Raw genomic sequence first — 24,057 nt, 5'->3', positions numbered from 1 at the left:
GATTAGCAATGACAATGCGCGCGAATCGTGTAGCTGAGCAGATGAAAAAAGAGCTTAGCGATATCATCAGCCGAAAACTGAAAGATCCACGTATCGGATTTGTCACTGTAACAGATGTTGAAGTTACAGGAGATCTCCAACAGGCAACTGTATATATCAGCGTTTTAGGCGAAGACTATGCAAAAGAGCAGACATTGCTTGGGTTGACGAAGTCAAAAGGATTTATCCGTTCTGAAATTGGGCAGCGGATCCGTCTTCGTAAAACTCCTGAATTGTCTTTTGAAATCGATTCGTCGGTTGCGTACGGCAATCGGATCGATACCTTATTGCGTGATATCCAAGAACCAAAAGAAGATTAAAAAGAGCCTGCTGTCTATTTTAGATAGCGGGCTTTTTTTTGCATCAAGCAAAGGAGCTGAGGCATATGGCATTGAATGGAATTCTGCCTTTATGGAAAGAAAAAGGAATGACGTCTCATGATTGCGTCTTCAAACTGAGAAAAATTCTTCAGACAAAAAAAGTTGGACATACGGGAACGTTGGATCCCGAAGTGGATGGGGTACTGCCGATCTGCATCGGCAACACGACGAAAGTAGCGGAGTACATCACCGACCAAGGGAAAACCTATGAAGCTGAAGTGACAATCGGCTATTCGACTGAAACGGAAGATGCGACGGGCGAGACTGTGGATACGGATGCGTCTGAAAAGCTTATTACACGTGACCAAGTGGCTGAGGTGCTGCTGGGGTTGACAGGCAACATCAAACAAATTCCACCGATGTATTCTGCAGTTAAAGTGAACGGTAAAAAGCTTTATGAATATGCACGACAGGGAATTGCTGTTGAGCGGCCCGAACGTACAGTTCGCATCGACTCCATTGAATTATTGGATGATGATCAGCAATGGGCAGGACAGGAGATCAAATTCAATATCCGTATCCGCTGCGGCAAAGGAACTTATATCCGGACACTGGCAGTGCAGATCGGTCAAGCCCTGGGGTATCCTGCGCATATGTCGAGGCTGACACGGACAGAATCCGGGAAATTCAGCCAAAAAGATTGCGTAACACTTGCCGAAGTGGCCGAACTTGCTCAAAATGGAGATATCGGTGACATTTTGAAACCGCTCAGCTATGGCTTAAGTGCATTTCCATTTATGGAAATCGAGCCTAAACAGATTTTTGCTGTGAAAAATGGTCAGGTTTTGGCGCGTCATGCCATCCTCGATCAAATGGGATTTGTGGTTTTAACGGTTCAGGGAAACCCTGTAGCGCTCTATAAAGACCATCCTGAAAAAGCGGACAAGATGAAACCTGAAAAAATGTTCGGTTTTCCGACAGCTGACGAGGTGTAACATGAAAATTATCCATTTAAGTTATCCGATTCACGTGAAACCCAATTTCGAAACTGGCCCTTTGTCATTGGCGCTCGGTTTTTTTGATGGGGTACATAAAGGACACCAGAGCGTTATTGGGGCAGCGATCGAACAAGCCAAACAAAAAGGCGTCAAGTCAGCGGTCATGACCTTCGATCCGCATCCTTCCCTGGTGCTCGGCGGCAGAAAAGAAGAAGTCTTTTATATTACGCCGATGCAGCAAAAGATGGAAATCCTGGAGGATATGGGTGTCGATTATTGCTTTATCGTCCGTTTCACTTCTGAATTCGCCAAACTGACGCCTGAAGAGTTCATCAAGTTTTTCATTATAGGCCTCAATGTGGTGCATGTCACAGCTGGATTTGATTTTTCGTTCGGCAGTAAAGGCAAAGGCGATATGGCATTGATGAAACAGTTTGGAGAAGGCCAATATGGCGTCAGCGTGGTTGATAAGCTGGAAGACGGCAATGAAAAAATCAGTTCGACGCGCATCCGTGAATTGTTGAAGAACGGTGCAGTTGAAGAGGTCTGCCATCTCCTGGGACGTCCATTCCGCGTATTAGGCACTGTTGTAAATGGCGATAAGCGAGGGCGTACGATCGGTTTTCCGACAGCCAATGTCGAACCTGAGCTGGGTGCGGTCGTTCCCAGCCGCGGCGTCTACGCGGTGAAAATCCAAGTGCAGGGACAATACTATAATGGTGTCTGCAACATCGGCTACAAGCCGACCTTCAATAATCCGGATGTGAAAAAACAAGTCATTGAAGTTCATATCCTCGATTTTGATAAATCAATCTACGGAGAAATGGTGGAAGTTGAATGGCATGAGCGAATTCGGGATGAGCAGAAGTTTTCGGGCATCGATGAGCTGAAGGCTCAGATTCAGCGGGACAAAGAAACTGCTGAGCAATTTTTCGCAGGCATTAATTAGACGGTGCAGTTGATTTTAAAAAATCCTTATGCTATTATTTATGAGTACTGAATGTACTAACCGTTGCTTGGCAAATCGAATCACCAACGTTTGCTCGGTAATTGGGGATATCAGAAATTAGGAGGTGGAAACAGTATGGCAATCACACAAGAGCGTAAAAATGAATTGATCAATGAATACAAAGTGCATGACACAGATACTGGGTCTGCAGAAATTCAAATCGCCATTCTTACAGAAGACATCAACAATTTGAATGAGCACTTACGTACTCACAAAAAAGATCATCACTCACGTCGTGGTCTATTCAAAATGGTTGGACGCCGTCGTAACTTGCTGAAATACTTACGTGAAAACGAAGTAGCTCGCTACCGCGAGTTAATCGCAAGACTTGGCCTACGCCGTTAATAGCAAACAGTAAAAGCGGGATTCGTCCCGCTTTTTCTTTATGGATAAAACTTTAATCTATCGCATCGCATACCGGATGCTTTTTTGATACACTACTATTGGATACATATAGTATATAGAAACAAGGTAAGAGAGAGGAGCTCGATATTATGGGGCAAGCAAAAAAAGTCTACACACTTGATTGGGCAGGCCGTGAATTACAGGTTGAGGTCGGCCAATTGGCAAAACAAGCAAACGGAGCAGCATTGATCCGTTATGGCGATACAGCAGTTCTTTCAACTGCAACCGCTTCAAAAACTCCAAAACCATTGGATTTCTTCCCACTGACTGTAAACTACGAAGAGCGTCTATATGCAGTAGGTAAAATCCCAGGCGGTTTCATCAAACGTGAAGGACGCCCTTCTGAAAAAGCGACCTTGACAAGCCGTTTGATCGACCGTCCAATCCGTCCATTATTTCCGGATGGCTTCCGTAATGAAGTTCAGGTCATTTCAATGGTCATGTCAGTAGATCAGGATTGCCCGTCAGAAATGGCTGCAATGTTCGGTTCTTCTCTAGCCTTGATGATTTCTGATATTCCTTTCGGCGGACCGATCGCTGGAGTGATCGTCGGCTTGATCGACGGACAATACATCATCAATCCGACAAATGATCAGCTTGAAAAAAGCTCGATCAACTTGACGGTTGCCGGAACAAAAGATGCCATCAATATGGTGGAAGCAGGAGCGAAGGAAGTTTCTGAGGAAATCATTTTAGAAGCGATCATGTTCGGCCACGAAGAAATCAAGAAATTGATCGCTTTCCAAGAACAGATTGCTGCGGAAGTCGGTAAAGACAAAACCGATATCCAGCTATATGAATTGGATGCCGACCTGACAAGCTCACTTAAAGAAGCGGTAGAAGCTGAATTGAATGCAGCTGTCCAAATCAATGAAAAACAAGCACGCAACGAAGCCATTGATGAAGTTAAGGCTCGTGCTATGGCTTCATATGAAGAATCGGACGATGCAGTGAAAAAACAGGCTGGCCAGATTCTTGATAAAATGGTCAAAGATGAAGTCCGTCGTTTGATCACTGACGAAAAAATCCGTCCGGATGGCCGTGGACCTTCTGAAATCCGTCCATTGTCTTCTGAAGTCGGCATTTTAAACCGTACGCACGGTTCCGGTTTGTTCACGCGTGGTCAAACACAGGCAATGAGCATTTGTACGCTTGGCGCTTTAGGCGATGTTCAAATCATCGACGGCCTTGGCATCGAAGATACAAAACGCTTTATGCACCATTACAACTTCCCGTTGTTCTCTGTAGGTGAAACTGGATTCCTTCGTGGACCTGGACGCCGTGAAATCGGTCACGGAGCACTTGGTGAACGCGCATTGGAAGCTGTCATTCCAAATGAAAAAGATTTCCCATACACCATCCGCCTTGTTGCGGAAGTATTAGAATCAAACGGTTCAACTTCTCAGGCGAGCATTTGTGCTTCAACGCTTGCAATGATGGATGCCGGCGTCCCATTGACAGCTCCGGTTGCAGGCATTGCGATGGGCCTAGTGAAAAAAGGCGATAACTATACCGTACTGTCTGATATCCAAGGCATGGAAGATCACCTGGGCGATATGGACTTTAAAGTGGCTGGTACTGCTAAAGGCATTACAGCTCTGCAAATGGACATCAAGATCGATGGCCTTTCACGTGAAATCCTGGAAGAGGCGTTGACACAAGCTCAAATCGGCCGTATCCACATCCTTGAATCGATGCTGGCAACGATTGCTGAACCGAGAACAACTCTTTCTGCCTATGCACCGAAAATCATCATGGTGAAGATCAACCCGGACAAGATCCGTGACGTGATCGGACCTGGCGGTAAAGTGATCAACAAAATCATCGATGAAACAGGCGTTAAGATTGATACAGAACAAGACGGCACCATCTTTATTTCATCTGTCGATGAAGAGATGAACGCTAAAGCGAAAGCAATGATCGAAAACATCGTACGTGAAGCAAAAGTCGGCGAATACTACGAAGGCAAAGTGAAGCGCATCGAGAAATTCGGGGCATTTGTTGAATTGTTCCCTGGCAAAGACGGACTTCTCCATATATCTGAAATCCAAGAAGAACGGACGAAAGAAGTGGAAGATGTTTTGAAGATGGACCAGGTTGTCGAAGTCAAAGTAATTGAAATTGACCGTCAAGGACGTGTAAACTTGTCACGTAAGGTTGTTTTAAAAGAACAAAAAGAAGCCAAAGAAAAACAAAATCAAGAATAACCAACCATTGAAAATTGCCGACTTTGTCGGCAATTTTTTACTATAAGGAGGAACATGCACATGGTGACCACACAGACTTGCAAAAATGGATTGCGCATCGTTTCCGAACACATTCCCCATTTTCATTCCGTTGCGGTAGGGGTCTTTGTCAATAATGGCTCCCGGGATGAATTGCCGGAAGAAAACGGCATCACCCATTTTATCGAACATATGCTGTTCAAAGGGACGGATTCACGGACTGCCAAAGAAATCGCCCGGGAATTCGACCGCATCGGCGGCGATATCAATGCATATACATCAAAAGAATACACCTGCTACTATGCAAAGGTTCTGGATCATCATGCAGAGCATGCAGTAGCAGTGTTGGCTGATATGCTCTTCAATTCGCAGATGGATCCTGTGGAATTCGATAAAGAACGCCAAGTTATCCTGGAGGAAATCAGCATGACAGAAGATATGCCAGATGATGATGTGCATGAACAGCTCTGGCGCGTCATGTATCCGCAAAATTCAATCGGCGCCCCGATACTAGGGACCGCTGAAACCCTTGCGAGCTTTACGCCCGAGAAGATCCGTGAATACATGAATCAGCATTACACACCGGCAAACACGGTTGTGTCGGTGGCTGGCAATATCACACCGGCGCTCTTGGAAGAAATAGAAGCGTTATTCGGTCATTTTGAGAAAAAAGAGAGCCCTAAAAAATATCAACTGCCTGTCTTTACGGCGGGCTACTCATTGAAGAACAAAGAGACTGAACAAGGCCACTTATGCCTTGGATTTCCAGGCCTGTCTTTGAATGATCCGGATATTTACAATGTTACTGTTTTGAACAATATTATCGGTGGGTCCATGTCTTCGAGGCTGTTCCAGGAAATCCGGGAACAACGTGGATTGGCCTATTCGGTTTTCTCTTATCATTCGGCGTATTCCGATCACGGAACGCTGGCGATATACGGGGGAACTTCAGATGAGCAGATGGCTGAAATGCAGCAGGTGATCATGAGCTTGCTGAAGGAATTGAAGAATGGCGGCATCACTGAAGAAGAAATCACCGATTCCAAAGAGCAATTGAAGGGCAGTTTGATGCTTGGGCTTGAGAGTACCAGTGCACGGATGAGCCGCAACGGCAGACACGAGTTGCTGCTCGGCAAGCACCAGACTTATGACGAAGTGCTGACGCAGATCGATCAGGTGTCACTTGAAAAAGTAGTCGCGTTATTGGAGATTCTGGTAGAGTCGCCAGCAGTATCCATCATCCGTCCGAAAGAAGCTTCCCTAGTTTAGGGAAGCTTCAGACTGTAAACAAAGTCTGAGCAAAATGTATAGCGGTGCATAATCCCCAACCGGTCCGGTCACTTCGCGTTCCGTGGGCTCAGCTTCAGCCACCTCGTCACTGCGTTCCTGCGGGGTCTTCAGCTTTCGCTGTCCCACAGGAGTCTTCGTGGCCAGCCCGCTTGGAAGCGTGTTGCTTCAATCAAAGAGAGAAGCTTGCTAGTCAATATCAGGAAATGTCGTCTCTACAAATCTGGTAGATCCTTCACTCAAGGATCCGAAGCGCAAGGCGGCGACTCCTGCGGGAGCAGCGAAGCGACGAAGTGCCGAAATCCACTCGGGCGCCAGTCCGAGTTAGTTCGGCGCGAGTCCGCGGAAAGCGTCCGCCTGAAGCGCAGGATCCGGTATAAACATAATGAAATGTGTATTCTTTCTTTAAATGACATCAATATTCTTTTGTCTACAAGCTCAAGCTTCCCTAGTTTAGGGAAGCTTTTTTGTGATTTCGTTCCTTTAATTGACTAAATTATGTTACAATAATTCAAATCATCATAGAAGGAGCGAATATTGTGAAAACATTCAACGTAGCGATTATGGGAGCAACAGGGGCAGTCGGCCAACAAATGATGGAGCAGTTGGAGAAGCGGAATTTCCCCGTAAAAGAAATCGTCTTTTTATCTTCAAGCCGCTCTGCCGGTAAAGAAATTGAATTCAACGGCAAGACATACACTGTCCAAGAAGCGAAGCCGGAGTCTTTTGAAGGCATCGACATCGCCTTGTTCAGTGCAGGTGGCAGCGTTTCAGAAAAATTCGCGCCTGAAGCCGTTAAACGGGGTGCAGTCGTCATCGATAATACCAGTGCCTTCCGCATGGACAAAGAAGTGCCATTGGTTGTACCTGAAGTGAACAAAAGTGATCTTGGCCTCCACAAAGGAATCATCGCCAACCCGAATTGTTCGACCATCCAGATGGTCTGCGCCTTGCAGCCGCTAAAAGAGCAATTCGGTTTAACGAAAGTCGTGGTCTCCACTTATCAGGCCGTTTCAGGAGCAGGCATTGATGCCATCAATGAGCTAAAAGAACAGGCGGGCAACTTTGACCATGCAAAATCAGCCGAGGCGAAGATGCTGCCCGTCAAATCCGCTGAACGCCATTACCCGATTGCGTTCAACGTCATTCCGCAAATCGATCAATTCACTGACAATGGCTATACATTCGAGGAAATGAAGATGATCAATGAAACCAAAAAAATCATGCACGATGATTCTTTGGCAGTAGCAGCCACCTGTGTACGCCTTCCAGTGGTCACAGGGCATTCGGAGTCGGTCTACGTGGAACTCGCAGGGACTGCGACTGTCGAACAGGTGAAAAAGGCGATGGTGGATGCACCAGGCGTTGAACTGATGGATGATCCGTCAAATCAGGTTTATCCAATGCCTTTAATGACAGCGGGTCTGGATGAGGTATTTGTCGGGCGTATTCGTCAGGATCTGGACAATCCGAACGGCTTCCACCTATGGGTGGTTTCGGATAACCTGGTTAAAGGCGCGGCGTTGAATTCGGTTCAGATTGCAGAAGCTTTGATTGAAGAAAACATCATTTAATCCCTTACAGCAATCGTAGAAATGAACCGGCCATTGCGCCGGTTTATTTTTTTCTTTGGACTGTTTCCGGTGATTCCCGTATAATGAATTCTATGGATGTGTACGGGTGAATTTTAGGAGGAAATAAATTGAGTAAAATTAAAAATGAAGTAATAAGAGTAATACCATTAGGCGGCGTCGGCGAAATCGGCAAAGCTATGTATGTAGTAGAAATCGATGAAGATCTGTTTGTTGTAGACAGCGGATTGATGTTCCCGGAAGATGAGATGCTGGGCGTCGATATCGTCATTCCGGATATGACCTTCCTGGAAGAAAACAAAGACCGCGTCAAAGGAATCTTTTTGACGCACGGACACGAAGATGCGATCGGTTCAATCGCTTATTTATTGAAAAAGATCCAGGCTCCGGTTTACGGATCGAAATTGACGATTGCGTTAGCCAAAGAGCATATTAAAGAACAAGGTTCTTTGAAGCATGTCAAATTCTTTGAAGTAACCAATAAGAGCCGCATGAACTTCGATAAGACCCATGTGACGTTCTTCCATACAACACACAGTATTCCTGACGCACTTGGGATCGTCTTCCACACATCAGAAGGCGCTATCGTGCATACAGGAGAATTTAAGTTCGATCAATCAGCTAAAGGAAGCTATAAACCTGATATCGCGAAAATGGCGAAATTAGGGGAAGATGGCGTCCTGATGCTGTTGTCTGACTCCACTGAAGCTGAACGTCCTGGCTATACGACATCTGAAATTGTGGTTGCTGACCACATTCTGTCAGCATTCATTGCTGCAGAAGGCCGTGTATTAGTATCCCTGTATTCATCAAACTTTATTCGTATCCAACAGGTATTTGATATTGCAACAGCGACAGGCAAAAAAGTCGCTGTAGCCGGTAGAAGCTTGGAGAGCAGCTACGAAGTCGGCTTGCGCCTTGGCTACTTGACTGTTCACGAGGATACCGTCATTTCGCTGAAAGATTTGGAAAACTACCGCGATGACGAAGTGGTCATCATTGTTACGGGTAACCAAGGGGAACCGCTTGAGGCACTCGACAAAATGGTCCGCAAGCAGCATAAAGATGTTAAAATCAAAGAAACCGACACCGTATTGATTACATTCACACCATCACCCGGTATGGAAGTTCCAATGTTCCAAACGATGAACAAACTGGCAAAAGCAGGAGCGAACGTTTTGACTTCAAGCAAAAAAGTCCACGTTTCGGGCCACGGCAGCCAGGAAGACTTGAAAATGATGCTGAACATGATGAAACCAAAGTATTTCATCCCAATTCAAGGCGAATACAAAATGCTGATTGCCCACTCTAAGTTGGCTCAACAAGTCGGCTTGCACAAGTCTGAAATCTTTATTGCTGATAAAGGTGATATCGTAGAATACAAAGGCGGCAAGGTCCGGATGAGCGGACGTGTAACAGCCGGCAACGTCCTGATTGATGGAATTGGCATCGGGGATGTAGGAAATATCGTCTTGCGTGACCGTAAATTATTGTCACAGGATGGAATTTTCATCGTCGTTGTTACGCTCAACCGTAAAGAGAAGAAAATCGCTTCCGGTCCTGAAATGATTTCGCGCGGGTTTGTATACGTCCGTGAATCAGAAGAATTGATGGATGAATCCACGAGACTTGTCCGCAAGGTCGTTGAAAAATATGTAACCAGAGACGCATTCGAATGGAACAACATCAAACAGGAAATTCGCGATACATTGAATTCCTACCTGTTCCAACAGACAAAGCGCCGTCCAATGATTATCCCGATTATTATGGAATACTAAGAAAAATGCAAAAGGATTTCCATACCGAGTTATTCGGAGGGAATCCTTTTTCGATTATGGAAGAAATGAGGGATAGCTATGACCAGGGCTCGTACAACTACGAAGGCAAAACCCAAAGCGAGAACAAAAGCAAAAACAAAACCAAAAAATAAGAAAAGGCAACCGATGCCGATGCTCGCATATGAAGTGATCGGCTTGGTATTATTGGGAATATCCGTATTGATGGTGTTCCAACTGGGTGTCATTGGCAAGATGTTCTACAATATAGCGGAATTTACAGCGGGCTATATGGCCTTTCTGATTCCCTTGACACTCATCTGCGTAGCCATCTTCGTGATGGTCAAGCGGGCTTGGCCGAAACCAAGGGCGAAAGTGGCAATCGGCTCGAGCTTTGTATTGATTGGGATCTTATTGATCTGTCATTTAATTTGGGCAGCAGGTTCCATTTTGCCGATCACTTCGTCCAATGTCATTTCTGAGACGATTCGCCATACGCAGATGACCGGTACGATCTGGAGCACGTATTTGGCTACGGGAGGCGGCATCATTGGTGCCTTTCTGTATTCGTTATTGCATGTTTTGTTCGATACGGCCGGTACGTGGGTCGTCGCAATCATCCTGCTGTCCATTGGCGCGATTATCTTGACTGGAAAAGCGGCAGCACCTTTTATTGCTGAAAAAATACCAAGTGCACGTCCGGCAATCGACTCGCTTAGGAGCCGCTTTCAACGGGAGCAGCCGAAAAAGTTGCGCGCTCCCCGCAAGAAGTCGGAACCTGAGCAAGTGCTGGAAATTAATGAGTCATTGGCTTATGAACAGGAAGATGAAGAAGAAGATTTACTGTACCGGCCGAAGCAGGAAGAGCCGATTATTTCTGCGTTTACTGAAAACGTCAAACCGAAGCAGGCAGAAGCCAAACCGGAACCTGTCGCTGAAGCTGAAACGGGAGAAATCCAATTGATGTCGACTGCAGAAGAGCTGGAGAATGAAGAATACCAATTGCCTCCGCTCAGCCTATTGACGCTGCCGCCGCATCACGACCAAAGCGGAGAGTATTCAGGCATACAGAAAAATGCCAAAAAGCTTGAAAAAACCTTCCAAAGCTTTGGAGTTCGAGCAAAAGTGACGCAGGTCCATTTAGGCCCAGCTGTCACCAAATATGAAGTCCTGCCGGATACCGGTGTCAAAGTGAGTAAAATTGTCAGCCTGCACGACGACTTGGCACTGGCATTGGCAGCACGTGATATTCGCATTGAAGCACCGATTCCAGGGAAGTCAGCAATCGGCATCGAAGTTCCCAACACGGAAGTTTCCATCGTCAGTTTGCGTGAAGTACTGGAATCAGAAGAAAACAACCGGCCGGATGCCAAGCTGCTATTTGCTCTGGGCAGAGATGTGACTGGCCAGGCAGTGATGACAGAACTGAACAAAATGCCGCATTTGCTGGTTGCCGGTTCGACAGGCAGCGGGAAATCGGTTTGCATCAACGGCATCATCACCAGCATCATCATGCGCGCCAAACCGCATGAAGTGAAAATGATGATGATCGACCCGAAAATGGTCGAACTGAATGTCTATAACGGCATTCCGCATCTACTGGCGCCGGTTGTAACCGATCCGCGCAAAGCGGCACAGGCTTTGAAGAAGATCGTTTCGGAAATGGAAAGAAGATATGAGTTGTTTTCACATACCGGAACGCGCAATATCGAAGGCTATAACGAGTACGTGCGCGTCTTCAATGAAGAAAATGAAGACAAGCACCCTAAACTGCCATTTATCGTCGTGATCGTCGATGAATTGGCTGATTTGATGATGGTCGCTTCCAACGAAGTCGAAGATGCCATTACACGCTTGGCACAGATGGCCCGTGCAGCTGGAATCCATTTGATCATCGCTACACAGCGTCCAAGTGTCAACGTCATTACAGGCGTCATCAAAGCCAATATCCCATCCCGTATCTCCTTTGCCGTATCGTCATCCATCGATTCACGGACAATCCTGGATATGGGCGGTGCTGAGAAATTACTGGGCCGCGGGGATATGTTGTTCCTCGGAGCTGGCCAATCGAAACCGGTTCGTGTCCAAGGGGCATTCCTTTCCGACTCAGAGGTCGAAAAAATTGTCGATTTTGTAATCGAACAGCAGAAAGCGCAATACCAGGAAGACATGATTCCTAGCGAAATTGATGAAACCAAAATTGATGAAGAGACAGATGAAATTTATGATGAAGCTGTGCAATTGGTTACAGAAATGCAGACGGCATCCGTTTCAATGCTGCAGCGCCGCTTCCGTGTGGGCTATTCGCGGGCTGCCCGGATTATAGACCAAATGGAGCAGCGTGGAGTGGTTGGACCTTATGAAGGCAGTAAGCCACGGACTGTCTTAGTTCCAAAGCAGGAAGATTATTGAGTAATTGGGGTTTTTTTGTGACAAAATGATTAGTATTTTAGATTATTAAGAAACGAAAATTCGCTAAATTCGACAAATTGCTATTTATTTCATTTCTGATAAGTGGTATAGTAATTTTGATTAGTAGGAATGTTTTACATCAGATGTCTGATCTCTGTCATGGGTGGTGAATCGTATGACAATTAAATCGGATCATCGTGCTTTGTATCTTCAAGTGATCGATCGGATGAAACAGGATATTGCTGCGGGCGTCTACAAAGAAAAAGAGAAGTTGCCGTCCGAATTCGAATTATCGAAAACACTGGGAGTCAGCCGTGCGACTTTACGAGAAGCGCTTCGGTTGTTGGAAGAAGATAATATCATCGTCAGACGCCACGGAGTCGGGACATTCGTCAACTCAAAACCATTGTTTTCTTCAGGAATTGAACAATTGACGAGCGTTTCCGACATGATCCGCCAGGCAGGAATGGAACCCGGTGCCATCTATTTGAGCACGTCGGAGAGCCTTTCGTCTGAAGAAGATATAAAACGCTTTCATTGCACTGCCGATGATACTGTCATTACTATTGAACGCGTCCGCACGGCAAACGGAGAGCCTGTCGTCTACTGTATCGACAAGGTGCCTTCAGATTATTTGCCTGCAGATTTTTTAGGGCGCAAGGAGAGTTCCATTTTTACAGCGATTGAAGAATCAGGGGATATTCATATTGCCTATGCGGTGACATTTATCGATCCGACCGGCTATCATGAAGATGCTTCGCCAATCCTGGAATGTGAACCGGAAACAGCATTACTGGTATTAAAACAGCTCCATTACGATGAAGACGATCGATTGGTGCTTTATTCAAAGAATTATTTCAGAGCTGATAAATTCAGCTTTCATGTGGTTCGCAAACGCGTGTAAAACATCAAATTCCTGCTAATATCAAAAAAACCTTGGGGGTTATTACATTGACAAAACGTAAATTTGGTCTAGGTTTATCATTGATTCTTGCTGCTGGTACTATGCTTGCTGCATGCGGAAGCGAAGAAGATACGTCAACTGGCGAAACTGGCGGGGGAGAAAGCACAGAAGAAGCTTCTGATTTCTCTGTTGCAATGGTTACAGATGTCGGCGGTGTGGATGATAAATCCTTCAACCAATCTGCTTGGGAAGGAATCCAGCAATTTGGTGAAGAAAATGGCCTTGAAAAAGGCGATGGCGGCTTTGATTACCTTCAATCTGCGTCAGATGCGGATTACAACACGAACCTGAACAACTTGATTCGCCGTGATTTTGATGTTGTTTTCGGTATCGGATTCCTGATGGAAGGTGCTGTAGCTGAAATCGCTGAACAGCAGCCTGAAGCTCAAATCGCGATCATTGATGCTGTAGTAGATGCTCCAAACGTTGCAAGTGTCCTGTTTAAAGAGCAGGAAGGCGCATTCCTTGCGGGTGTAGCAGCAGCCCTAATGACAGAAACAAATAAAATCGGATTTGTCGGCGGAATGGAAATTCCGGTAATCGAGCGTTTTGAAGCAGGATTCCTTGAAGGGGTTGCGACTGTTGATGATTCAATTGAAGTCGATGTTCAATACACAGGGGCTTTTGATAAAGCGGAATTAGGTAAAACAACTGCAAACCGTATGTACTCTGCTGGAGCGGATATCATTTTCCACGCTGCAGGCGGTACTGGAAACGGAGTATTCACTGAAGCAAAAGAACGTAAAGAAGCAGATCCGGAAGCAAACATCTGGGTTATCGGTGTCGATGCTGACCAATACGATGAAGGCCAAACTGGCGATGCCAATGTTACCTTGACTTCGGTATTGAAGCGCGTCGATACAGCTGTAATCAATATTTCTGAACAGGCAATGGCAGGCGAATTCCCAGGCGGCGAAACCATCACTTACGGTTTATCTGACGATGGTGTAGGCCTTGCAGATTCACGTGGAGCAATCCCTGAAGATAAGATGGCGCAAATCGAAGAATACAAGCAACAAGTTATCGATGGCGACATCACTGTTCCTGAAACAGTAGAGTAAAAGCAAGTCTAATACGGTCATCATAAGGACCGGTTTAACCGGTCTTTATGATTTTTTTTTGCCTATTGGCTGAAAATTAATAGACGAAAGGCTTTTGGCAACAGAAGTCTTTCTTGTATTAATTAATTTTCAAGAAGTCAGCAGTTCTTAGGGGAGTGACAATAGTGGAGTATGTAATCGAAATGCTGAATATCCGTAAAGAGTTCGGTACATTTGTCGCCAACGACAATATTACACTGCAACTGCAAAAGGGAGAAATTCATGCATTATTAGGGGAAAATGGCGCAGGGAAATCGACATTGATGAACGTCTTATTCGGTTTGTACCAGCCAGAAGGCGGAGAAATCCGGGTTCGTGGCAAGAAAGTCGATATTGCCAATCCGAATGTTGCCAATGATCTTGGAATCGGGATGGTTCACCAGCATTTCATGTTGGTCGAAAACTTTTCGGTCACTGAAAACATCATTTTGGGCAGTGAACCAACAAAGTACGGTATCACCAATAAAAAGGATGCTGCAAAAAAAGTTCAGGCGCTGTCTGAGCAGTATGGATTGAATGTTGATCCTTATGCCATCATTGAAGACATTTCAGTGGGGATGCAGCAGCGTGTCGAAATATTGAAGACTTTGTACCGTGGAGCTGAAATCTTGATTTTTGACGAGCCGACGGCTTCATTGACCCCTCAGGAAATCACAGAGTTGATTCAAATCATGAAGCGGTTGATTGCAGAAGGCAAGTCCATTATTTTGATTACGCATAAGTTAAAGGAAATCATGGATGTTTCTGACCGGGTGACGGTCATCCGTAAAGGCCAGGGAATCGGCACGGTCATCACAGCGGAAACCAATCCGAACGACCTTGCGTCATTGATGGTCGGCCGCCAGGTGGAATTCACTACGGTTAAAGGACAGGCATTCCCTGGTGAAGAGATCTTGGATATTAAAGATCTGGTGGTCCAGGATTACCGCGGTATCGAGAAAGTGAAAAGGTTGAATTTGAACGTCCGTAAAGGTGAAATTGTCGGAATTGCAGGAATTGATGGCAACGGACAATCCGAATTGATCGAGGCGATAACCGGCCTCCGTAAGGTGAAGAGCGGCACAATTTTTATAAATGGGAAAGACGTCACCAATATGAAACCTCGGAAAGTGACGGAAGCTGGAGTTGGCCATATTCCACAGGATCGCCATAAACATGGCCTGGTATTGGATTTTCCGGTTGGTCATAATATTTCCCTTCAAACGTATTACACAAAACCAATTTCCAAATCTGGCATTATCGATTACAACAAAATAAACGAAAAAGCATTACAGATCATCAAAGATTTTGATGTTCGGACGCAAGGCCCAGGAGAATTGGCTCGTTCACTATCGGGGGGCAATCAGCAAAAAGCCATCATCGGCAGAGAAGTTGACCGGGATCCAGATCTGTTGATTGCGGCATTGCCGACAAGAGGCTTGGATGTCGGAGCCATCGAGTTCATCCACAGCCGTTTGATTGAACAGCGCGACAACGGAAAGGCCGTCCTGCTGATTTCTTTTGAACTGGACGAAGTCATGAACGTTTCAGACCGCATTGCGGTTATCCATGATGGTGAAATTGTGGATATCGTGACACCGGAAACCACCAGCGAACAGCAATTGGGCTTGCTGATGGCGGGTCACACAGACAACAAAAAAACACAGGATTTGACAAAGAAGGGTGAGGATCAGCATGTCGAATAGAGCGACAAATCTTCTGGTCCCCATCATTTCCGTTATTTTAGGGCTATTGGTCGGTGCAGTCATCATGCTGGTCAGTGGATATAGTCCAGTGGAAGGCTATGCTGCTCTTTGGAACGGGATTTTTGGAGACATGTATACGATTGGCGAAACGATTCGCCAAATCACCCCTTATTTATTAGCTGGTCTAGCGGTTGCTTTTGCGTTCCGTTCAGGTCTTTTCAATATCGGGGTGGAAGGGCAATTGATTGTCGGCTGGTTTGCTGCGGCGTATGTCGGAGTAGCTGTCGAATTGCCGAAAATCATCCACTTGCCTTTAGCCATTATCGCAGCAGCGGTAGCGGGAGCTTTGTGGGGCTTTGTACCAGGCCTTTTGAAAGCGAAATTCCATGTTCATGAAGTAATTGTCACCATCATGATGAACTATATCGCTTTGCATGTAACGAATGCGTTGATCCGGACCGTTTCTGACGGCGGAGACCGCACAGAAAGCATTTTTGCAAGTGCTTCCCTGCGCTCAGAGTTCTTGGAGAACTTGACGGAATTTTCGCGTCTGCATTTTGGAATCATCATTGCTTTGGTCATGGTCGGTGTTATGTGGTTCATCCTGGAGAAAACAACGCTTGGATTTGAGCTGAAAGCTGTTGGCTTCAACCAGAACGCCTCGCAATATGCAGGCATGAACGTCAATAAAAACATCATTCTCGCCATGGTCATTTCAGGTGCGTTCGCCGGATTGGGTGGCGCGATGGAAGCGCTTGGAACGTTTGAATACGTTTCTTCCAAAGGCGGATTCACCGGAATTGGGTTTGACGGGATCGCGGTTGCCTTGCTTGGCATGAATACGCCGCTGGGTGTCATCTTCGGTGCTACTTTGTTCGGTTCCTTGAAATATGGAGCTTTGAACATGCCGAACGCTGCGGGTATTCCAATCGAGATTGTTGAAATCGTTATAGCAGTTATTATCTTTTTTGTAGCTTCAGGCTACATCATTCGCTTGCTGCTGCTCCGTGCTTCAGCTAAGAAGAAGGAGGCGAAGTAATATGAGTTTCCTTGACGTCCTATACTTCATCATTCCTTCAGCCATATTCTATGCTGCACCCCTTATTTTGGTAGCCATCGGCGGCGTGTTCTCGGAAAGATCGGGAGTCGTCAACATCGGCCTTGAAGGGCTGATGGTCATCGGTGCATTTGTCGGAATTTTGTTCAACTTATTGTATGCCGATACTTTCGGCGCAGCCACTCCTTGGATATCATTGATCGCGGCTATGGTTGCGGCATTGCTGTTATCTTTACTGCATGCTGTTGCATCCATTTCATTCCGTGCAGATCAGGTGGTATCCGGTGTTGCCATCAACTTATTGGCGATTGCGCTATCTTTATACCTGGTGAAAAGAATTTTTGACAAAGGGCAGACAGATTTTATCACCGAGCGCTTTTCGCGCTACAATGTTCCGTTCCTTTCGGACATACCGGTTATCGGTCCTTTATTTTTCACCTCTGTTTACAACACATCGTTCTTCGCGATTGCCATTGCCTTTGTAGCATGGTTCATCATCTACAAAACGCCGTTCGGCTTGCGCCTGCGTGCTGTAGGTGAGCACCCGATGGCTGCAGATACGATGGGGATCAACGTAACGAGAATGCGTTATATCGCAGTTATGATTTCCGGGGCGTTAGCGGGAATCGGCGGTGCGATCTATGCACAGACCATCACCAATGATTTTGGGCATGCCACAATCAACGGCCAGGGCTTCATGGCGCTGGCAGCAATGATTTTTGGTAAGTGGCATCCGCTTGGCGCCATGGGAGCCGCCTTATTCTTCGGATTTGCACAATCCTTGAGTATCGTCGGATCATCCATCCCTTATATCCAAGAGATTCCGAACGTTTTCCTATTGATTTTGCCTTACGTTTTGACGATCTTTGCACTCGCCGGATTTATTGGACGTGCAAATGCACCGCTGGCAAACGGAAAACCATATATCAAAGGACAACGATAAGCTATTTGAAAGAGCCGTCATTGCGACGGCTCTTTTTGTTTGCATAAGGGAGTGGGGGCATTCGCTTTTCTGTTGTCCAGCTGCAGCGAACAGCCCCTCGGGGTCATAAGTTTCTCTGGCAATGCGGCTGAAGAAATGCCGCACAGCCAGAGTGTCTTATGCCTGTCGGGGCTAGACGATCGCTTTCGCTTTTCTGTTGTCCAGCTGCAGCGAACAGCCCCTCGGGGTCATAAGTTTCTCTGGCAATGCGGCTGAAGAAATGCCGCACAGCCAGAGTGTCTTATGCCTGTCGGGGCTAGACGATCGCTTTCGCTTTTCTGTTGTCCAGCTGCAGCGAACAGCCCCTCGGGGTCATAAGTTTCTCTGGCAATGCGGCTGAAGAAATGCCGCACAGCCAGAGTGTCTTATGCCTGTCGGGGCTAGACGATCGCTTTCGCTTTTCTGTTGTCCAGCTGCAGCGAACAGCCCCTCGGGGTCATAAGTTTCTCTGGCAATGCGGCTGAAGAAATGCCGCACAGCCAGAGTGTCTTATGCCTGTCGGGGCTAGACGATCGCTTTCGCTTTTCTGTTGTCCAGCTGCAGCGAACAGCCCCTCGGGGTCATAAGTTTCTCTGGCAATGCGGCTGAAGAAATGCCGCACAGCCAGAGTGTCTTATGCCTGTCGGGGCTAGACGATCGCTTTCGCTTTTCTGTTGTCCAGCTGCAGCGGCCAGCTCCTCGGGTCATAAGCCTCCCTGGCTGCGTGGCAAAGAACGCCACTTCGCCAGTGCGTCTTATGCCTTTCGGAGCTTAACAGGCCGCTTTCGCTTTTCTATTGTCCAGCTCCGGTGCCCAGTCCCTCGAGGTCGCTTCGGACTTTCCGCCAATGGCAAAAAAACGCCATTACCGGAAAGCCCTCCAGCGCTTGTCGGGACTAAAACGGGCACCTGCGCTTTTCTTTATGTCCAGCTCCAGCGGCCAGATTCTAGGGTCATAACCCCCCCTGGCTATGTGGCAAAATGCGCCACTTCGCCAATGCATCTTATACCCGTCAAATCTAAACGGGCCGCTCTCGCTTTTCTTTATTTGCAATTAACGGAAAAAGTTCGGTATAGTTAGTACATGAACGACGAGAGGGGATTCCAAATGTTTGAAACAATCAACATCGCCAAAGGTGTTAATGTACATGTTAATGAAACGACACAGTTTAAAACGATAAATTTTTCAATTAAATTCAAAGATAGACTGACCAAAGAAAAAGCGTCAGCACGCTCGATTCTGGCAAACGTACTGCAGCATAGCAATGAGGTATATCCTTCGCATACTGCGCTCCGTATGGTACTGGATGACCTGTATGGAACGTCTCTATACATAGATTCTTCAAAACGGGGCAATGAACATGTGGTGACATTGAATGTTGAAACGGTGAATGATCAGTATCTTTCGGAAAAAGGCGTTCTTGAAAAAGTGCTGAATTTGATGTATATCGTCCTGTTCAAACCTAATTTTGAACATGGTTTATTTAAAGAGTCTATATTTGTGCGGGAAAAAAATGCCATTGTGCAGCGTATCGAATCGGTTTTTGATGAGAAAACACGTTATGCCCAGCAGCGTATGATGGAATTGGCCTTGCCCAACCATCCGGCTTCCATTACATCAAACGGCACAATTGAAGATGTAGAAAACGTCACCAATGAACAATTGGTTGCGGAATACAAAGAAATGCTGACACAAAATGAAATTGAAATCTATGCAGTGGGCGATGTAAAGCCAGAGATGATCGCTTCACATATCCGCGATTTCTTCCACTTCAAAGATCGGGAAAAGGCAATTGCCGCGCCTCCACTGGAATTGGTTAAACCTGCGCAATCACATGTCCTTGAATACGAAGACATGAAGCAAGGCAAGCTGCATATGGCATTCTTTACACCGATTACATTCCGCGACGAAAAATTCCCGGTCATGCAGTTGATGAATGGGGTTTTTGGCGGTTACGCACATTCGAAGCTGTTTGTGAACATCCGTGAAAAAGAAAGCATGGCCTACTATGTGTCCAGTTCTTTTGCTTCGCAATTCGGTTTGATGTTTGTATTGGCTGGCATCGATTCGAAATTGGAAGAAAAAGCTGTGGCCTTGATTTTGGAACAATTGGAAGAAGTCAAAAAAGGGAATATTTCCGATATCGAACTTGACCAGACAAAAGCGTTATTGACGAATCAACTAAAAGAAGCTTTGGATTCAGCTCGCGGCCAGATCGATATCTATGACCAGTACATGGAATTGACTGATTCATTTGAACCCGAATTCATGATCAACAGATGGAAAAATGTGACGAAACAAGACATTGCGGCTGTAGCTCAGAAGCTGTCTTTGGAAATGACGTATTTCCTATCAGGCAAGGAGGACGAAAAAGATGCATAAAGTTGAATTTGACCAATTGGAAGAAACGCTTTTTCATGAAAAGCTGGACAATGGCCTGAACGTATACATTTTGCCGAAAAAAGGATTTTCTAAAACGTTTGCGACCTTCACGACCAAATACGGTTCGATCGATAACCATTTTGTGCCTCAAGGCGAAACCGAACCAATTAAAGTACCGGATGGCATCGCCCATTTTTTAGAGCATAAAATGTTTGAAAAAGAAGAAGGGGATGTTTTCCAGGAGTTCAGCAAACAGGGAGCTTCTGCAAACGCCTTTACTTCGTTTACGCGGACGGCCTATTTATTCTCAGCAACTGGTGAAATCGATAAAAACGTTAAAACCTTATTGGATTTTGTCCAAAGCCCTTATTTCACGGAAAAGACCGTCGAGAAGGAAAAAGGCATCATTGCGCAGGAAATCACCATGTATGACGACCAGCCGGATTGGCGTCTGTATTTCGGCATCATTGAAAATCTCTATGAAAACCATCCAGTGAAAATCGATATTGCGGGAACGGTAGAGTCGATCCAGGACATTACAGCAGAACACTTATATACGTGCTACAACACCTTCTACCATCCGTCCAACATGGTTTTATTCATCGTCGGCAACGTCGATCCGGACCAAATGATGAAATTGGTGAAGGAAGACCAGGCACAGAAAACATTTGAGGAACCGACAGAAATCAAGCGCATTTACCCTGATGAGCCCAAGGAAGTAGCAATCAAGGAACGCGTGCTGGAAATGAGTGTCCAGAAGCCTAAAGTGTTCTACGGTGTAAAACCGGAGAAATTGGATCTGATCGGACCGGATATGCTGAAGCATGAATTGGCTGCTCAATTGGCTTATGAATTACTGTTCGGCCGGACATCTGACTTTTATCACCACGCCTATGAAAACGATTGGATCGACGAATCCTATTCGTTTGACTATTCACTGGAAAGTGGTTTTGGTTACGCTTTGATCGGCTCTGATACCCACAAACCGGAAATCCTGATAAAGGAAATCAAACACACACTGCAAAATGCGATTGAAAAATGGCCTTTTGGACAGGAAGACCTTGACCGGGTCCGCCGCAAGAAAATCGGCTTTTTCCTGAGAGCGTTGAATTCTCCGGAATATATCGCCAACCAGTTTACTCATTATGCGTTTAATGAAATGAATTTGTTTGATGTTGTACCTGTTTTGGAAAGTCTGGAAGTGGCCGATCTGCAAAATGCATTTGCATTAGTGAGCCACGAATCCCAACAATCCGTCTTTACCATCATGCCTCCGGCAAAGGATGCACAGTGAAACGGTTTGCTGTCCTGTTAGGGGCTTCGGGAGAGATTGGCGAAAGCATCGCATTGCAGTTGGCGGAGAGCGGCTGGTCCCTCTACCTCCACTGGAACACCAATCCGGCAGAGGCGCTTGCGCAGCAATTGGCGAAACAATACCCTGCGCAGGAATTCATCTCTGTGCAGGCTGATTTTACCGATGAAGCAGGAGCGCAGCGGCTTGCTGAAAATGTTTACGATGCAAGTTGCATCGTCGTTGCCAGTGGCCAATCGCTGCTGAAGATGCTGATTGACACAACAGAGCAGGAGATGGAAGCGTTGTGGCGCGTGCATGTGAAAAATCCGATTTCAGCAATCCGGTCAATATCCCCATTTTTTCATCGTCATCAGAAGTCTTATGTTGTCTTTATTTCTTCTATATGGGGCGAGACCGGGGCTTCCATGGAGACCATGTATTCGGCTGTCAAAGGTGCCCAGTTGGCGTTTGCCAAAGCCTATGCCAAGGAGATGGCACCGTCAGGAACGCGTGTAAACGCCATAGCACCTGGATTTATACGGACAAAGATGAATGCTTCCTTTTCTGCAGAAGAGCTGCAGGAAATCGAAGAGGAAATTCCATTAGGACTGGGAACTCCTCAAGATATAGCTGATGCTGTCGATTTTCTGGTCGGTGGAAAAGCGGACTATATGACAGGCCAAACACTGCGTATCAATGGTGGATGGCTGATGTAAGGGGATTTTAGAGCTTTTCCTCTATCTATATGCCCCTTTTCCAACAGCGGCAAATCAGCTATCATATTAACTAGAGATTCCTATAGGGAACCCTTATGGAGAAAGGTCGGATAGTGTATGAAAGAATGGTATTTCGAATACGAAATTCAAGTCAACCGTCCGGGCCTGCTTGGCGATATCGCTTCTCTGCTGGGAATGCTGCGGGTGAACATCGTGACCATCAATGGCGTGGACCAGGGCCGACGCGGAATGCTGCTGCGGGCAGAACACGATGTCCAGCTGGAGCGTTTTGAACAGATCCTTTCAACAATTGAAACGATTGCCGTGACGAAGTTCCGTGAACCGAAGCTGCGCGATATACTGGCAGTTCGGCATGGCCGGTATATTCAGCGGGATGCTGACGATCGCAAAACCTTCCGCTTTGTGCGGGACGAATTGGGTCTGCTTGTTGATTTTATGGCAGAAATCTTTAAGCAGGAAGGCCATAAACTTGTTGGATTAAGAGGCATGCCACGTGTCGGCAAAACCGAATCGATTGTAGCGGCAAGCGTCAGTGCCAATAAAAAATGGATTTTCCTGTCCTCAACGATGATCAAGCAGACTGTCCGCAACCAGTTGATGGGAGACGAACACAATGCCAACAACATCTTCATCCTGGATGGCATCGTTACACGCCGCTCGGCAGATGAACGGCATATGCAATTGGTGCGGGAGATGATGCGCATGCCAACGATCAAAGTTGTGGAGCATCCCGATAAGTTTGTAGAGCAATCTGAGTACAGTATTGATGATTTTGATTATATTATTGAATTACGCCACCATCCGGAAGAGAAAATCACCTATGAAGTGCTCGAAAAAAATACTTTCATGGATGAAAAATCACAAGGGGATATGTTTGGAGACGGATTCAACTTCTAAGTAGGCAGGTGATCGTTTTGAGTGAGTTGGGTGCTCGGCTGAAACAGGCCAGAATCGCCAAAGGATATAGTTTGGAAGATTTACAGGACTTGACTAAGATACAGAAGCGGTATTTGGCTGGTATAGAAGATGGCAACCACAGCATGATGCCCGGAGCGTTCTATGTGCGCGCTTTTATCAAGCAGTACGCTGCAGCGGTTGGGCTGAATGGCGAGGAATTACTGGATCAGTACAAAACTGAAATGCCGGCTAACGAACCTGCTGCTCAAAAACAAATGCCGAGTACTCTAACTTCCAGAAGCCGGTCGGTAAGTAGAACTGCTCCGAATGAAGCGTATGCCGAATTTATCCCTAAAGTTCTGGTCGCCTTGTTTATTGTGCTGATTCTTGCTGTCGCCTGGTATTTTTACAGTGCCTCGACAAACATCGATACGGCAAATACTCCGGTGGAGGAAGAAGATGGCGTTCCGTATGAAGAACCTGTTGTTTCTGTGCCGGAACCCAGGGAAGAAGAAGCTGCAGAAGAACCGGTGGAGGAGCCTGCAGAAGAACCTGCAGAACCAGAAGCCGTTCTGTCTGTAGAAGAGACGCAAGGAGAAACAACGACTTTTTCATGGCAGGGCCCCGCAGAGCGTCAGCTTGAAATAGCTGCGAGCGGTCCATCCTGGATTGCGGCCACAGACGAGAACCAAAACGAGCTGACTTCTGAAGCGCGTGTTATGCAAGCCGAAGAAACTGAAACAATTGATTTATCGGAAGTGGAAACCGTTCGTTTGCGCATCGGTGACTATTCGAATATTGCACTGACGTTGAATGGTGAACCGATCGAGTATACACAACAGCTTCAACCCCAAAATATCGTTATTCAATTTACGGACGCCGAATAGCCATCTTTGGATGGCTATTTTTCTTGAAAGT

The 24,057-nt window shown here is 46.2% G+C and carries 19 protein-coding genes; all 19 read left to right on the top strand.

Translation table 11 applies throughout. The features are described 5' to 3' along the window. Positions 1 to 8: 8 nt before the first annotated feature. The 19 genes from rbfA (at position 9) to K8U60_RS01315 (ending at position 24,026) form a co-directional block, all read left to right on the top strand. The gene (gene rbfA / locus K8U60_RS01405) at positions 9 to 359 is read left to right on the top strand and encodes a 30S ribosome-binding factor RbfA (protein WP_215099824.1); all 351 of its coding nucleotides are present in this window, start codon (positions 9 to 11) and stop codon (positions 357 to 359) included. A gap of 65 nt (positions 360 to 424) precedes the next feature. Further along, positions 425 to 1,354: a tRNA pseudouridine(55) synthase TruB gene (truB, locus tag K8U60_RS01400; RefSeq protein WP_317851894.1), complete on the top strand. Its 930-nt coding sequence runs from the start codon at positions 425 to 427 to the stop codon at positions 1,352 to 1,354. Position 1,355: 1 nt separating this feature from the next. Next, the gene (gene ribF / locus K8U60_RS01395) at positions 1,356 to 2,306 is read left to right on the top strand and encodes a riboflavin biosynthesis protein RibF (protein WP_223633182.1); all 951 of its coding nucleotides are present in this window, start codon (positions 1,356 to 1,358) and stop codon (positions 2,304 to 2,306) included. Positions 2,307 to 2,441: 135 nt separating this feature from the next. Then, positions 2,442 to 2,711 carry a 30S ribosomal protein S15 gene (gene rpsO, locus K8U60_RS01390; RefSeq protein ID WP_142826542.1) on the top strand — a complete coding sequence of 90 codons (270 nt, stop codon included), beginning with the start codon at positions 2,442 to 2,444 and terminating at the stop codon, positions 2,709 to 2,711. Between the two features lie 149 nt (positions 2,712 to 2,860). After that, positions 2,861 to 4,978, top strand: a complete 2,118-nt coding sequence (pnp, locus tag K8U60_RS01385) for a polyribonucleotide nucleotidyltransferase (protein WP_223633178.1) — start codon at positions 2,861 to 2,863, stop codon at positions 4,976 to 4,978. Positions 4,979 to 5,038: 60 nt separating this feature from the next. Continuing rightward, the gene (locus K8U60_RS01380) at positions 5,039 to 6,265 is read left to right on the top strand and encodes a M16 family metallopeptidase (RefSeq protein ID WP_223633175.1); all 1,227 of its coding nucleotides are present in this window, start codon (positions 5,039 to 5,041) and stop codon (positions 6,263 to 6,265) included. Positions 6,266 to 6,819: 554 nt separating this feature from the next. Further along, positions 6,820 to 7,857, top strand: a complete 1,038-nt coding sequence (locus K8U60_RS01375; protein ID WP_223634849.1) for an aspartate-semialdehyde dehydrogenase — start codon at positions 6,820 to 6,822, stop codon at positions 7,855 to 7,857. A gap of 128 nt (positions 7,858 to 7,985) precedes the next feature. After that, positions 7,986 to 9,653: a ribonuclease J gene (locus K8U60_RS01370; protein ID WP_223633158.1), complete on the top strand. Its 1,668-nt coding sequence runs from the start codon at positions 7,986 to 7,988 to the stop codon at positions 9,651 to 9,653. Between the two features lie 78 nt (positions 9,654 to 9,731). After that, positions 9,732 to 12,062: an FtsK/SpoIIIE family DNA translocase gene (locus tag K8U60_RS01365; protein ID WP_223633156.1), complete on the top strand. Its 2,331-nt coding sequence runs from the start codon at positions 9,732 to 9,734 to the stop codon at positions 12,060 to 12,062. 175 nt (positions 12,063 to 12,237) lie between these two features. Next, positions 12,238 to 12,966: a GntR family transcriptional regulator gene (locus K8U60_RS01360; RefSeq protein WP_223633153.1), complete on the top strand. Its 729-nt coding sequence runs from the start codon at positions 12,238 to 12,240 to the stop codon at positions 12,964 to 12,966. A 47-nt stretch (positions 12,967 to 13,013) separates the two neighbouring features. Then, on the top strand, positions 13,014 to 14,087 hold the full coding sequence (locus K8U60_RS01355) for a BMP family lipoprotein (protein ID WP_223633150.1): 1,074 nt from the start codon (positions 13,014 to 13,016) through the stop codon (positions 14,085 to 14,087). 164 nt (positions 14,088 to 14,251) lie between these two features. Beyond that, a complete protein-coding gene (locus K8U60_RS01350) occupies positions 14,252 to 15,811 on the top strand; it encodes an ABC transporter ATP-binding protein (protein WP_223633147.1) in 1,560 nt (519 codons plus the stop codon). Continuing rightward, entirely contained in the window at positions 15,801 to 16,850 is a 1,050-nt protein-coding gene (locus tag K8U60_RS01345) for an ABC transporter permease (protein WP_223633144.1), read from the top strand. Before K8U60_RS01350 ends, K8U60_RS01345 begins: the two co-directional genes overlap by 11 nt. Before the next feature lies 1 nt (position 16,851). After that, on the top strand, positions 16,852 to 17,811 hold the full coding sequence (locus K8U60_RS01340; protein ID WP_223633141.1) for an ABC transporter permease: 960 nt from the start codon (positions 16,852 to 16,854) through the stop codon (positions 17,809 to 17,811). Positions 17,812 to 18,936: 1,125 nt separating this feature from the next. Continuing rightward, on the top strand, positions 18,937 to 20,211 hold the full coding sequence (gene yfmF / locus K8U60_RS01335; protein ID WP_223633138.1) for an EF-P 5-aminopentanol modification-associated protein YfmF: 1,275 nt from the start codon (positions 18,937 to 18,939) through the stop codon (positions 20,209 to 20,211). Further along, a complete protein-coding gene (yfmH, locus tag K8U60_RS01330; RefSeq protein ID WP_223633134.1) occupies positions 20,204 to 21,505 on the top strand; it encodes an EF-P 5-aminopentanol modification-associated protein YfmH in 1,302 nt (433 codons plus the stop codon). The genes yfmF and yfmH overlap by 8 nt, the downstream gene beginning before the upstream one ends. Then, positions 21,502 to 22,221, top strand: a complete 720-nt coding sequence (gene ymfI, locus K8U60_RS01325) for an elongation factor P 5-aminopentanone reductase (RefSeq protein WP_223633131.1) — start codon at positions 21,502 to 21,504, stop codon at positions 22,219 to 22,221. Before yfmH ends, ymfI begins: the two co-directional genes overlap by 4 nt. Before the next feature lie 117 nt (positions 22,222 to 22,338). Then, entirely contained in the window at positions 22,339 to 23,139 is an 801-nt protein-coding gene (locus K8U60_RS01320; protein WP_142826530.1) for a YmfK family protein, read from the top strand. Between the two features lie 17 nt (positions 23,140 to 23,156). Then, entirely contained in the window at positions 23,157 to 24,026 is an 870-nt protein-coding gene (locus K8U60_RS01315; protein WP_223633128.1) for a helix-turn-helix domain-containing protein, read from the top strand. The last annotated feature ends 31 nt before the right edge of the window (positions 24,027 to 24,057 follow it).

The organism is Planococcus circulans (genome assembly GCF_020023385.1).
GTDB lineage: Bacteria > Bacillota > Bacilli > Bacillales_A > Planococcaceae > Planococcus.
Note: the sequence above shows the minus strand (reverse complement) of the source record. Positions and strands in the feature narration are given on the sequence as shown.

What these genes read in the sequence shown, in the direction of transcription:
- rbfA (WP_215099824.1), top strand. Translation starts at nt 9, where the DNA reads ATGACAATGCGCGCGAATCGTGTAGCTGAGCAGATGAAAAAAGAGCTT.
- truB (WP_317851894.1), top strand. Translation starts at nt 425, where the DNA reads ATGGCATTGAATGGAATTCTGCCTTTATGGAAAGAAAAAGGAATGACG.
- ribF (WP_223633182.1), top strand. Translation starts at nt 1,356, where the DNA reads ATGAAAATTATCCATTTAAGTTATCCGATTCACGTGAAACCCAATTTC.
- rpsO (WP_142826542.1), top strand. Translation starts at nt 2,442, where the DNA reads ATGGCAATCACACAAGAGCGTAAAAATGAATTGATCAATGAATACAAA.
- pnp (WP_223633178.1), top strand. Translation starts at nt 2,861, where the DNA reads ATGGGGCAAGCAAAAAAAGTCTACACACTTGATTGGGCAGGCCGTGAA.
- K8U60_RS01380 (WP_223633175.1), top strand. Translation starts at nt 5,039, where the DNA reads ATGGTGACCACACAGACTTGCAAAAATGGATTGCGCATCGTTTCCGAA.
- K8U60_RS01365 (WP_223633156.1), top strand. Translation starts at nt 9,732, where the DNA reads ATGACCAGGGCTCGTACAACTACGAAGGCAAAACCCAAAGCGAGAACA.
- K8U60_RS01360 (WP_223633153.1), top strand. Translation starts at nt 12,238, where the DNA reads ATGACAATTAAATCGGATCATCGTGCTTTGTATCTTCAAGTGATCGAT.
- K8U60_RS01345 (WP_223633144.1), top strand. Translation starts at nt 15,801, where the DNA reads ATGTCGAATAGAGCGACAAATCTTCTGGTCCCCATCATTTCCGTTATT.
- K8U60_RS01340 (WP_223633141.1), top strand. Translation starts at nt 16,852, where the DNA reads ATGAGTTTCCTTGACGTCCTATACTTCATCATTCCTTCAGCCATATTC.
- yfmF (WP_223633138.1), top strand. Translation starts at nt 18,937, where the DNA reads ATGTTTGAAACAATCAACATCGCCAAAGGTGTTAATGTACATGTTAAT.
- yfmH (WP_223633134.1), top strand. Translation starts at nt 20,204, where the DNA reads ATGCATAAAGTTGAATTTGACCAATTGGAAGAAACGCTTTTTCATGAA.
- K8U60_RS01320 (WP_142826530.1), top strand. Translation starts at nt 22,339, where the DNA reads ATGAAAGAATGGTATTTCGAATACGAAATTCAAGTCAACCGTCCGGGC.